Below are 12,002 nucleotides of genomic sequence, written 5' to 3'. Positions count from 1 at the left end.
ACACAAGACGTCGACATGCCTCCCTCAACCCGAGCGAAACCATTCCTGACCAGCAGAAATCAAACGATCACGTTCGGTTGAGATACGGCTTCTCACTCACCAAGGGCTTCGGTGTGGGCACCAGGGTTCCGTCCGCGATCAGGACGGCGTCCGCCCTGCCACACCAGGATCGTCTCACTCGTAACCGGCGGTTACGGGACAACCCTCAGGCCGCGTGCCGGCCCCGCGCGGTGTCGGCCACGGTCGCTGCGGTGCGGATGAGTGCCGCCGTGGCCGTCGAACGGGACTGCTGTGGCCAGGCGATGGCGAGGACCGACGGCGGTACGTCCGAGACCGGCCGGTAGGCGACGCCCGGGCGTGGATAGCGGGCGGCCACCGAGGCAGGCAGCACGGGAGTGGGGCCGCCCAGTGCGACGAGCGTGAGGAGTTGGGCGAGGTCACGGCCCAGGCTGCGATTCTTCTCGACCGACCGGGGCACGTCCTCGGGGCGCAGGCCGAGATCGGCGAGTGCCAGGCGGTCGCGGGCTGCGAGCGGGTGGTCGGCGGCGAGAGCGACTACCCGGGGTTCGCAGATCAGGGTCTCGGAGTCGAGGCCGGTTCGGTCGAATGGCTCGTGGACCAGGGCCACGTCGGCTTCGCCCTGCCGCAGCAGCCGTGGCTGTTCAAGCCAACCGCACAGCCGCACGGCGACCGGCACCGCCACCGGTTGCGACGCGAAACACGTCAGGATCGGCTCCAGCAGGCCCGCGTCGCCGTCCGCCTTGACGGCCAGGATCAGCTTCGGCTCGGGAGCCGCCGCGCGCTGGGCTCTTCGTTCGGCGGCCTGCAGGGCGTCCAGGGCGATCCTCGCCTCCGCGAGGAGTACCGCTCCGGCCGGGGTCAGCGCCACATTGTGGGTGGTCCGCTCGAGGAGGGCGACGCCCATCTCCGCCTCCAACTGGCGGATTGCGCGGGACAGGGGCGGCGGTGAGATGCCCAGGCGCTCGGCTGCGCGGGTGAAGTTGAGTTCTTCGGCTACGGCGACGAAGTAGCGCAGCGGACGGGATTCCATGCTCTGCCCCTCTGGTCCCGCAGGACGCACCGAGGTCGGTATCGCTCGGTATTGCTTTGAGGGTAACAAGCACGAGCGAATCGGTCCTTCAGTTCGGGCCCGGCAGGCAGCAGGCTCGACGACGTCCGACAAGCACCTCCCCTGGAGCCGTTGATGATCGTCGTCACCACCCCCACCGGCCAGATCGGCCGACAGGTCCTCGACCAGCTCGTGGATGCCCCGCACAGTACGCAGGGCATCCGGGTCATCGCCCGTGACCCGGCCCGGCTCTCCACGCGGGTGCGCGAGCGCGTCGAGGTCGTTCACGGATCACACTGCGACCCCGCTGTCCTGAACGAGGCGTGCACGGGCGCCGACCGCGTGTTCTGGCTGGTGCCCCCGACACCCCAGGCGGACAGCGTGGAAGGTCACTTCCGCGACTTCACCGAACCTTTGTGCGAGGTGATCGGACGTCAGGGCGTCGAGCGGGTCGTCAGCGTCTCGACCCTCGGACGCGGAGTGGCGAAGAACGCCGGGCAGATATCGGCTTCGCTCGGCATGGACGAGGCGATCATGGCCACAGGCGTGCACTACCGGGCGCTGTGCCCGCCGTTCCTGATGGAGAACCTGCTGGGCCAGGCCGCGTCGATCCGCAACGCGGGCGTGTTCTTCCTGGCCGCGGAGGAGAACCGCGTCCTTCGCACCTGCGCCACCCGAGACATCGCCGCCACGGCGGCCCGGCTGCTGCTGGACGGCTCCTGGACCGGGCAGTACGACGTGCCGCTCGTCGCGCCCGATGATCTCACCGCCGAGGACATGGCACAGGTCGTCTCCGAGGTCCTCAACCGTCCGGTGCGCGTCCGACGGACCAGCAGCGCCGACTACAAGGCGACGGCGCTGCGCTTCGGGGCGAGCGACGCATGGGCACAGGGACTGGCCGACATGGCGGATGCCCTGATGGACCAGGGTTTCTATGGCGCCGCCCAGCCGAGCACCCCGCAGTGCGCGCCCACAGGCTTTCGCACGTGGTGCGAAGAGGTGCTGAGGCCCGCCGTCCTGGACTAGGCAGTTTCGTGTCGGTCAGCTGGTCGTTGGTCCGGGTGTGCCGTTGAGTGATGCGCAGTGGGGCGGATCGAGTCGTTGCTCCCGGACCGGACGCCCAAGCGGGGTGGTCGCTGGCGTGATCACTGGGAGGTGATTGACGCGATCGCCTTCAAGTGCCAGAGCGGCACCCAGCGGGTGCGTCTCCCGGAGAAGTACGGCAACTGGCGAGGCGTCCACAACCGGCAGCGGATGTGGGCAGTCGACGGCATGTGGGAGCGGGTGTTCACCGCGCTGATGGCCCATGCCGACACCGACGAGGACCTCAACTGGGCAATCTCGGTGGACTCCACGATTGTGCGCGCTCACCGGCATGCGGCAGGGCTCGCAAAAGGCATCTTCCTCTGGTCAACCCGCTGATCCAAACGAAACCGCCTCGTCCGCGCTGTACGACGTGGCCACCGCGCAGCGGGCCCGCGAACTCGCGGCCGCTCTGCACGCCGCCCTCGGAAATTGGGTGCAGCTCTTCTGAAGGGAAGGGCTGCACCCATCTGTGGCTCCTGCCGGCGGGTGCGACAGCGTATGGCGCGCTTACAACTGGGCTCCGCCCGCGCCTGCTGGGGAAGGCGGGAGGCGATACCGTCCGGTGGATCAGCGCAGGACGCGTGCACTCCCCTACCGGACCAAGCGGCTTGGTGTGGTGGAGGGCCGGTGCCTACGGGCAACTGGCGGACGCTCGCGCCCAGGTGAGGACGTCGGTGGCCGGCAGGCAGGTCAGGCCGGTGAGGAGGACGGCGGCGTCGCCGGCGTACGTGCAGGCGAGGACCGCCAGGGCGGCGAGCGGAAGCGTAAGGCGGTCGGCGGTGGTCACCGCGTGGTGCCGGGTGTGGTTGCTCCCGGGTGGTCAGGCAGGTCACGGTCGGAGGCTTGCGGTGCTCCCGGCACGGGCCCGGAGCGGCTGGAGCCGCTCCGGGCCCGCAGGGCGGCCGACCGTGAGGGCCTCGCGGGGTCAGCGGGTGGTGTAGCCGCCGTTGGCGAAGATGGTCTGGCCGGTGATCCACCAGCCGTCGGTGGCCAGGAAGGTCACCAGCGGCACGATGTTCTCGATCTTGGTGAGGTCGTTGCCCAGCGCCTGCGACTTGTGGAACGCCACGCGCTCGGGGGTCTCCTGGCCGTAGAAGAACGGGGTGTCCATCGGGCCGGGGGCGACGTTGTTGACGGAGATGCCGCGGGTGGCGAACTCCTTGGCGGCGGCCCGGGTGAAGTGCTCCACAGGGGCCTTGGCGCCGGCGTAGGTGGAGTAGCCGTCGGTGAACGCCGCGAGCAGCGACGTGGCGATCGTGATCACCTTGCCGTTGTCGTTGAGGTGCCGGCCGGCCTCGCGGATGAAGAAGTACGCCGCCTTGGAGTTGACCGCGAACATCCGGTCGTACTCCTCCTCGGCGGTCTCCACGATCGGCTTGCGCAGCACCATGCCCGCGGTGTTGACGGCGACGTCGACACCGCCGAAGTGGTCCTTCGCCGTGACGAAGAGCCGCTCCACCTCACTCACCTTCGACAGGTCGCCCTGGACGGTCAGGGCCTTGCCGCCGGCCGCCTCGACCGATTCGGCGGTCTTCTGCGCGTCCGCGGCGGTGGCGTCGGAGTGGTAGTGGATCACGACATTGGCGCCGTCCTGCGCCACGGTGGTGCTGATCAGACCGCCGAGGTTCTTCGCGCCGGCTCCGACGAGGACGGTCTTGCCGGTCAGCGAGTGGTTCGAGCTCATGGTTGGTTCCTTCCGGTGTCAGCACGATGTGCGCCACCAATGTCGCCCGCCCGGCCCCGGCCGTTCTTGAACGATCCGGCTGTCCTGGAACAAACGCATCACGGAGTCGCACCGGGGCACCGCGTACCTCACCCGTCGCCGGGCCGGATCTGTGCAATCAAGACACGCCGACCGATAATGGGGGCGTGTCCAGCTCTGCGACGTCCCTGATCAAGCCACGCCTCGTCCGTCTGTCGGGCAGCGGGCCCGGCCTGGACCACGCCGTCGTCGAGCGCGGCAGGGAGCTGGCCGCCGAGAGGCAGCCCAGCGCCCAACCGCCCATCGGCCCGAGCTCGCACGTCCTGGTGGTGCACACGGGTACGTCGACGAATCTGCGCTGGAGCGCTGACGGGCACGCGCGCAGGGAACGCTTCCACCGCGGGCAGTCCCTGATCAATCCGGCCGGCTGGGCATCCCGCCCCCGCTGGGAGGACGACGTGGAGCTGATGCTCGTCGCCTTCGACCCGGCCTGGCTGGAGAAGCTCGCGGACGAGGGCGGCTTCCGCGGCACCTTGGAGATCACCCCGGACTACCACCGCAACGACCCGTTCCTCGCCATGATGGTGGAACGCCTCGTCCTCGAGTACGAGCAGAAGGGTCCCGCCGACACTCTCTACGCCCAATCGCTGGTGCAGGCGGTCGCCGCACACGTCATCAAGACCGCGGCTTCCCGGAGAGCCGGCCTCGCGCCCGTTCCCTCCGGCCTCCCGCCGCGCCGGCTGGCCCAGGTCACCGGCTACATCCACACCCATCTCGCCGAGCGCGTCGCCCTGGACGACCTCGCCCGGGTCGCCGGTGTGAGCCCGTCCCACTTCACCCGGGTCTTCCGAGCCTCCACCGGGCAGTCCCCGCACCAGTACGTCCTCGGTCAGCGGCTCGAACAGGCCCGCAGGGCCCTGCTCACCACCGACACCGCGATCGCGGACATCGCCGACGCGTGCGGCTTCGCCGACCAGAGCCACCTCACCCGCACCATGCGCCGCCACCTCGGCCTGACCCCCAGCGCCCTGCGTACGGACCGCAGCCAATCCGCTACCACTGGCGACGACAGCCTCCCTTCCGAAGCCTGATCTGCTCCCCTTCGCTCCTCAGAGCGCACGCTCATGCGTGAGCGATGCGCCCTCGCCGCGCTGCGTGTGGCCGGCGTCGAGCATCGCAGCCAGACGTCCCCAAGTGCGGGGTGCGGGCGGGGCGCGGCGGCATCGAACCGGACGGGGGGCAGGGCACGCGCGCACGACGGCATCCGACTGCCGGCCGCGCGGCGCCGGCGTGAATCCTCTCTCGGCGCGCGTCCCTGCGGCCTGGCTACGACGTCGTGATTCGGCCCCGGCATGACGACTCGAAGCGGCCTCATCTCGTGTAGATCCACGACGACTCGACGCGGCCCCGATGCGTGAAGATCCATGACGGCTCGAAGCGGGCCCCAAGCCGTCATGGGCCAGGTCTCTGCGGAACCTGAGAAAGCTACCGATGCTCAAGTAGGGGGCCGACTCCAGCCACCCGGGTGCGGCACCCGAACGACGGCGCAGTCACCGACGTGTACGCGGGTGAGGGCCGGTCGGGCCTGGGCTGAGGGCCTTGTCCCACCGCGAGCCGGCGGGGATCATGACCGCGTGCGGCACCAAGGGAAACTCCACGAACTCCTCGCACGCGCCGGCCTCACGGTCGTCGAGGACGTGCGCCCGGGCAGCCTGTTCCCGCCGGAGGCCGGCTGGCGGATCGCGCGGGGGATCGCGGCGCCGGACGGCGTGGCCCGGGAAGCACTCGATGCCGCGTGGTGGCGCCGTCTTTGCGATGTCGACGGCGAGTTCCTGGTGGCCGTCCACAGGCACCGGATCGGCGGCAACGACTCCTGGTGGACCCGGGTCCGGCACGCCGGGAGCGGTGTGCCGGAGTTCACCGGCGGCCCCGGGTTCGTGGCCCTCTCCCTCGACGGGCAGGTGCTGCTGGCGGAGGTGCCCGGCGAGGGCGGGCCCCGGGTGACGGCCCTCGACCGACTGCCGGAGCGGCTGGAGGAGGCTGCCGCGGCCGCTGGGCGCGAGACGGAGACCGAGCGGGCCGAGGTGTGGGCGGCGGTGCCCGGCCGACCTGCGTGGCCTCTGCACTGGGCGGAGGGGATCGGATCCAATCCGGCCGCGACGGACGAACTGCTGATCCGGCTGCTGGACGTGGACGAGGGCTTCCTGCACGGATGCGACCGGCCCGCCGTCCTCGACGCCGCCGTGACGCACCCCGATCCGCAGGTGCGGTCAAGTCCCGCCGACACCTTCCGGCCCAAGCTCACGTCCGATCAGTGGGTACACGTGGTCCGCGCCGAGCCGTCGCCCGACCGACGCGTGCGCTGGGCGGAGCGCGCCCGCAGCTGGGGCGCCGAACTCCCCGAGGACCTGTACGACGACCTCCTCGCCGGCCCGTCCCGCGCGCGAGCCGCCGAACTCCCGGGGCTCCCCGCACAGCACCTCCCTGGCCTCGCGGCCGACGCCGATCCCCTGGTGCGGGCGGCGGTCTGTGCCCGGTGGGAGGACCTCGCTGCGCCGGTGCGGGAACGGCTGCTGGCCGACACCGACCACACGGTGCGAACGGCTGCGCTGCTCGCCCACCACTCCGGCGTTCCCATGCCTGGCGAGGTTTTCACCGACCTGCCCGACCAGCGACCGGCGCTCGAACGGTGCCGCCTCGCACCTGAGTTGGAGGCGGAGCTGGTCCGGGACGGGGACGCGGAGGTACGTCGGGCGCTGGCCGCCAACCCGGGCCTGGGCGCGCGCGGCGTCGCCGTGCTGGCGGAGGACCCGCAGGACGACATCCGCTCCGCGGTGGCGCTGCGCCCCGACCTCACCGAGGAGCAACGTGCCGCGGTGCGCCACGACTTCGACCCGACGTCGATGTCGATGTCGCACACCCTGCCCTGGGTCGAGGACCTGCACGGCGACGCCGACGCCATGCGCCGTCTCGCCGCGTCGTCCCACCCGCTGGTCCGCCGCGGTGTGGCCCGAGCCCGGCACCTCCCGCCGGACGTCGTGGGGCGCTTGGCGCGGGACGAGGACCGGGTGGTCCGCCTGTTCCTCGCCGAATCCTGCGAGGACGCGCCGGCCGACATGCTTCTGGAGGTCTGGCGCTGGTGGGACGGCAGCTTCAGCCACCCCGACCGGCCCCGCAGTCACCCCAACTTCCCCCGTGCGGGCCTGCTGCGCTACACGGCCGACCCCAGCGGGCGCATGCGCCGCCTGGCCCTGGACGACCCGGGGTCGACACCGGCCGACGTCGCACGCCTGGCCCGCGATCCGGAGGCCGAGGTGCGCCGCCGAGCGGCTGAGGACCCCCGGCTGTCACCGGCGGACGCGGTGCGGTTGCTGAACGACCCGGAGGCCCACGTCCGCGGCGCCGTGGTGCGCAATCCGCGGCTACCGGCCCGCGTCCTGGCCGGGCTGTTGCACGACCGCGACACGGCATCCACAGCGGTCACCAACCCGGCGATCCCGGTCTCCGTCCTGCACCTCATCCTCACTGCGGCTGCGACAACCCCGCGCCGAACACCGACGCCCCGCACGGCGACCGTGATGGTCCCACACTGAACTCCGCCACGCACAGCCGGCCACGCCCTGCTCCAACTCCGCGGGCACCCGCCGTACTCCGTCGCACGTGTGCCGCCGGCGCACCCGCAGGGTTGGCCGCGACGTTGTTCGAGTGCTCGACCCGGGTGGCTGGAATCGGCCCCGTTCGTGGTCGCTGAGCAGCGTGCTGCGTGCCTGCCAGCCGCTCTCCATGGTGCGGGCCAGGGCGTGCTGGTCGTCGGTGCAGGTGTCCCCCGAGTGCATGGCAGAGCACCAGGTGGCGAACTGCCTACCGAGACCGCTTCGCCCGCCAGGGCGCCGCTGAGGCGGCCTGGAGCGGCACTTCCGGTACACGACCGACCTGTCCTCGGGGAGTCGCAGGACTCCCCTACCGCCTGGCCGGTTGGCGCCGCGCGGTTGGTCAGGCGGATCCCACGCATGGTCCCGCCGCTGTCGCCGCCGGAAGTGCAGGAGATCGGCTCTGGTCACGACAATGGCTTCTGGCTCAGTTTCCGTGCTGAGTGACGCTCTGTCACGGCTGGACATCGAACAGAGCGATGGAAGGGGGTGGCGGGGCAAGCACTGCGCGAAGCCGCGTGAGCATGGCTCGCCACTGCTTCCAGTCCTCCCGGTCGACCCGGTCCGAGGCCGGCCCATCCTCGTCGCCGACGATACGGGCGAGGGCTTCGTCGGCGAGTGCGCGCAGGTCGGCAGAGAACCGTCGAGGGCGCCGCCGCCGGAGCGCCGCAGGCGGTCCGCTCGCACCCGCTCTCAAGGCCCTGACCCGCTGGGCCGCCAAGACAGACGTTCCCGACCCGTCCCGGACGAGCTCGTCCCTGTCGAACGAGCCCGGCCGACAGGCGATTGATCAGGTCGTCGACACTCGGTGGCGACGCTTGTCACGAGATGGGGAAGGCTCAGTCGCCTCGGATGCGGGCATGCAGATGCATGTCGTGTCGGCCGTCGTCATGCACGGCGGCGCTGCGCCTGGTGCCTTCCAGGAGGTAACCGGCCTTGGTAGCGACCCTGCAGGAGGCGTGGTTGCGGGTGGAGTGGTCCAGCTCCACCCGCTGGAAGCCGATCTCGTACAGGGCCCAGGCAGTGAGCGCCCCGAGGCCGTGCGAGGCCACTCCGGCGCCGCGGGCGGCCGGGAGCACCCAGTAGGCAACGTCGGCTATGCCGTCGTCGAAGTCCAGTCCGCGTAGTGCGATCCGGCCGAGTACCTCGTCGCCGTCGCGAGTGATCGCCCAGTGGCCGCCCTTCTCGTGCTTCCAGTCCTGGCGGTATGCGTCGAACCATTCCCGGACCTGGAGCTCGGTGGAGGGCCGACGCGTGTGCCAGCGTCGGATCTCGTCATCCTGATAAGCAGACAGGAACGCTGGTGCGTCGGATTCTTCCCAAGGGCGTAACAGCAAGCCCCCGGTGGCGGAGAGCACGGGTTGGGGGGAGCCACCGAGCAGGCCGGAGGCGATGACGGGCGGCGTCGACAGAGCGCGAGTCATGCACCATGATCGCCCGATGCTGGCCGCGCACGTCAACAGCGAGCCATTCGGCAACGCATGACGATCACCGCCGGGTCAGGGCCGGATCAGAACACGCGTCTTTCGGCGGCCCGCAGCCCCCGCGGCCCCGACCACTTGATTCCCTTGGTCTTGTTCGCCTTGATGCGAGCGAGCCGGAAGGACTTGGTGCCGGTCTCGATGACGGTGGCGTTGAAGGCGAGCCGGTCGACGATGGCCACGCCCTGCGACAGGGATCCAGCGGTCGTCCTGGCGGTTGTGGAGCAGCGCGCAAAGGGCAGATCCTGCCGGGATGCCCCACGGTCCGACGGCTTCGCGGCGGTCGCTGGGTGCCTGCCGGGCTGCACGCCTCGACGGGCGCGTGCACCAGCTGCGGCCGACTGCGCTCGAGTCGAGCGACCGTGGTGCCGTTGGCGGGCCGAAGAGCGAGGCTCAGCGCACGGACTTCTGCTGCCAGGCGGTGCGGCGGGTGCTGGTCCGCGCCGGCTTCCGGCGACAGCGCACGATCGTCGGCCACTCCCCCGCGGCCGTCACAGCGTTCCTGCGGCCCCGGCCGGTTCGGGAACTGCCGGACGTCGACTCGAAGACGGCCGCCACGCTCACCTCGTACAGCCTGCACACCGTCGGCGACGTCCCCCATCCCCCAGCTCACCCTGCAACGCGCGCTCGACGCCCGCGCCGCCCGGACCCTGGACGAATGTGCCCACGGCCACGACACCGCCCTCGTCGACCCGCGCCCGGCACCCGCCCGCATCAGCGCCGACCACCTTTGCCCGCGGCGAACTTGGCACCCGCCTGCGCACACCGCCCACGGGACAGCCTGTAGACGGTCACAGTGTCAGGGAGAGGGAGTGCCGTTGTCAGGAGCGCACGGAACTCCCGCCCGCGTCGGGCATGTCGGCAGTGGAGACGGATGGGCGCGCTCGTATTCAGCGCGCCAGGCTGTGATGGTGATGATCAATGCGGCCGTCACGACGACCATCTGGATGACCCCTGCCAGCGGATGTGCCCAACGCAGCAGGGCCACCGCCACCAAGAGGACTGCCAGCGTGTAACCGCCGAACCAGAGCACTGGTGCCCAGTCCATCGGTGGCGTGCCGACCTGCATGGAATCGCTCGAACGGGCCCACCCTTCCAAGCCCATTTTCAAGATCAACAGGAGGGCGACCGGAATCTCAAGGAGCAGCAGGATCAGCACCAGGCAACCACCCGCGAACGCGTCGCCACGGCTGTCCAGGGGCTTCCGGGACCGGGGCAGGTCCTCCGACGTGCGCGAGGTGCGGGAACCACGACCTAACGGCATGGTCGTACATTCGTACGCAACATGGTGCTACGTCCCAGGCTTTTCACGGTCGAGATCAAGTCGTGCCTGTTCGTGCCCACAACAGACACCGCGGTGCCGCCACCCTGTGTCCGATGGATCCCTGCAACGCCTGCACAGCCGACGGCACGGGTACGCCCTCCGATCCTCCTGCGGCTTGCTCACGAGAAGCACGGAAGTCACGGTGATCACGCTCTTCGAGGAGCGAGCGAGACAGGATGAGGTTCCGACCGGTGCTCGAGCACAACACCACGCAGGCAAGATCAGCAACGGACGACAGTCCACGACGCGAAAAGCGGCTCGACACCAGGTGGACCGAATGCCGTCGAAGGCACTCCTCGACGTCCCGTCGCTCGACCAGATCGGCACTCGCGATCTCGACGCTTCCGGGCATGTCGGCCCCCGTAGATGATGGCGCGATGAGCAACATCAGCGATGCCCACGTGAAGGTCCACTTCCGCATGGAGGTGGACGAGGACGGCTGGCCTCCGGCGTCAGTCGAAAGCCTGTGGGCCGTGGACCTCGGCGACGGGACCGTGCGCTTGGACAACATCCCGTGGTTCGTCCGCGGGGTCGCGAGCGATGACGTTGTCGGAGTCGAAGTCGACGACGAGGGCCTGTGGTGGGCCGGCGAGACCGTTCGCGCCTCGGACAACTGCACCATCCGGTTGATCGTGCTGAAGGACGAAGGTTCGGCAGCAGCCAGGCAGACCGTGCTGGAGACCTTCCATCAGCTGGGAACGACAGGCGAGGGTATCGAGCAGTTCCGGATGGTCGCGCTGGACATCCCGCCGACGGCGGACCTTCCCCGGATCCGCAGGTTGCTCGAGCACGGCGAAGTCAAGGAATGGTGGCACTGGGAGGAAGGGTGCGTCACCGCGGCATGGAGAGCTACGGCCTCGGACCAGGGCCAGGACGGCCCCGGTTCGATCAAGCCGTGGGTCGGCTCGCGGGGCAGCCCGTCGGGCACAAGAAGCGCCATCCACGGAGTCGCACCACCGCCGGACGTGGGCGCGCTGTTCGCCCTGGCCCTGACACGTCAGTGGCAGCCGCTATGGTCCGTGCCATGACCTCAAGTGATCATCTGCTCGACCTGATCCGGACCACCCCGGAGATCGATCTGCTGCTGCGGTCATCGTTCGGCTTCGACATCCACCGCAAGCACAATGGCGATGACCTGAGGCTTGCCTCGGGTGCGCCGCTGGAGGCGATCGCCGGGGAGCTCGCAGGTGGGGCGTACTTCTTGTGTGCCGAGCAAAACGGTCGCCGTCCGGTGGTGTTCGCGAGTTCCGAAGGCGAAGGCGGGCTGCTCGCCGACGACCTGGCGGAGGCGCTGGAGATCATCATCGGGCTGGAGTGGCAGGACTGCCTCTCCTTCTCGGGGGGTGGCGATGTGGAGGTCATGCAGATCTCCGCTGAACACCTCGCACGGTCCCGCGACAAGGACAACCCGGACATCGACAGCGAAGCCGCCGAGGTGGCCGCAGCCCTGTCGCTGAGTATCGTGCCTGTCCTTGACCTCGTCACCCGGTTGCACGCAGCCGCTTCGAAGACCGAACCGGACTACATCGTGACCGATGACGACGGGCAGGCGTTCGACCCACCGTTCGGCGAGTACGTGGAGCCACGCCACGGTGGCTGGCACTGACCCCGACCGGCCGCTGCCGCATGTCGTTTCGACACCGACATCTCGGCCCATATCTGACAACGCGTCGGGCAGGCTCTCCGGCGT

General features: G+C 70.0%; 12 protein-coding genes. 6 read left to right on the top strand and 6 right to left on the bottom strand.

What is annotated here, in order from left to right; genetic code table 11:
* Positions 1-205: 205 nt before the first annotated feature.
* Positions 206-1,051: a LysR family transcriptional regulator gene (locus tag ACZ4IF_RS43210; protein WP_467574359.1), complete on the bottom strand. Its 846-nt coding sequence runs from the start codon at positions 1,049-1,051 to the stop codon at positions 206-208.
* Between the two features lie 153 nt (positions 1,052-1,204).
* Between ACZ4IF_RS43210 and ACZ4IF_RS43205 the strand changes: the two genes are divergently transcribed.
* The gene (locus ACZ4IF_RS43205; protein WP_467574357.1) at positions 1,205-2,095 is read left to right on the top strand and encodes an NAD(P)H-binding protein; all 891 of its coding nucleotides are present in this window, start codon (positions 1,205-1,207) and stop codon (positions 2,093-2,095) included.
* 57 nt (positions 2,096-2,152) lie between these two features.
* A complete protein-coding gene (locus ACZ4IF_RS43200; RefSeq protein WP_467574354.1) occupies positions 2,153-2,491 on the top strand; it encodes a transposase in 339 nt (112 codons plus the stop codon).
* Positions 2,492-2,786: 295 nt separating this feature from the next.
* Here ACZ4IF_RS43200 and ACZ4IF_RS43195 read toward each other — a convergent pair whose 3' ends face one another.
* Positions 2,787-2,942, bottom strand: coding sequence for a hypothetical protein (locus tag ACZ4IF_RS43195; protein ID WP_467574352.1), 156 nt, complete (start codon positions 2,940-2,942; stop codon positions 2,787-2,789).
* A gap of 138 nt (positions 2,943-3,080) precedes the next feature.
* A complete protein-coding gene (locus ACZ4IF_RS43190) occupies positions 3,081-3,839 on the bottom strand; it encodes an SDR family oxidoreductase (RefSeq protein ID WP_467574349.1) in 759 nt (252 codons plus the stop codon).
* 185 nt (positions 3,840-4,024) lie between these two features.
* Here ACZ4IF_RS43190 and ACZ4IF_RS43185 point away from each other — a divergent pair, with 185 nt between their 5' ends.
* Positions 4,025-4,948 carry a helix-turn-helix domain-containing protein gene (locus ACZ4IF_RS43185; protein ID WP_467574345.1) on the top strand — a complete coding sequence of 308 codons (924 nt, stop codon included), beginning with the start codon at positions 4,025-4,027 and terminating at the stop codon, positions 4,946-4,948.
* A 543-nt stretch (positions 4,949-5,491) separates the two neighbouring features.
* The gene (locus ACZ4IF_RS43180) at positions 5,492-7,450 is read left to right on the top strand and encodes a hypothetical protein (RefSeq protein WP_467574343.1); all 1,959 of its coding nucleotides are present in this window, start codon (positions 5,492-5,494) and stop codon (positions 7,448-7,450) included.
* 896 nt (positions 7,451-8,346) lie between these two features.
* On the opposite strand, the gene ACZ4IF_RS43175 is transcribed toward ACZ4IF_RS43180, so the two are convergent.
* The 3 genes from ACZ4IF_RS43175 to ACZ4IF_RS43165 form a co-directional block, all read right to left on the bottom strand.
* Positions 8,347-8,931 carry a GNAT family N-acetyltransferase gene (locus tag ACZ4IF_RS43175; protein WP_467574339.1) on the bottom strand — a complete coding sequence of 195 codons (585 nt, stop codon included), beginning with the start codon at positions 8,929-8,931 and terminating at the stop codon, positions 8,347-8,349.
* 86 nt (positions 8,932-9,017) lie between these two features.
* Complete coding sequence (locus ACZ4IF_RS43170) at positions 9,018-9,170, bottom strand: hypothetical protein (protein ID WP_467574337.1); 153 nt, start codon at positions 9,168-9,170, stop codon at positions 9,018-9,020.
* Between the two features lie 617 nt (positions 9,171-9,787).
* A complete protein-coding gene (locus tag ACZ4IF_RS43165) occupies positions 9,788-10,147 on the bottom strand; it encodes a DUF6234 family protein (RefSeq protein WP_467574334.1) in 360 nt (119 codons plus the stop codon).
* Between the two features lie 542 nt (positions 10,148-10,689).
* Here ACZ4IF_RS43165 and ACZ4IF_RS43160 point away from each other — a divergent pair.
* A complete protein-coding gene (locus tag ACZ4IF_RS43160; protein WP_467574331.1) occupies positions 10,690-11,340 on the top strand; it encodes a DUF4265 domain-containing protein in 651 nt (216 codons plus the stop codon).
* Positions 11,337-11,918, top strand: coding sequence for a hypothetical protein (locus ACZ4IF_RS43155; RefSeq protein ID WP_467574328.1), 582 nt, complete (start codon positions 11,337-11,339; stop codon positions 11,916-11,918). Before ACZ4IF_RS43160 ends, ACZ4IF_RS43155 begins: the two co-directional genes overlap by 4 nt.
* Positions 11,919-12,002 lie beyond the last annotated feature (84 nt).

The sequence above is a fragment of the Streptomyces sp. NPDC025784 genome (genome assembly GCF_055558435.1).
The sequence above is the reverse complement of the archived record's forward strand: the minus strand, read 5'-3'. Positions and strand labels throughout refer to the sequence as shown.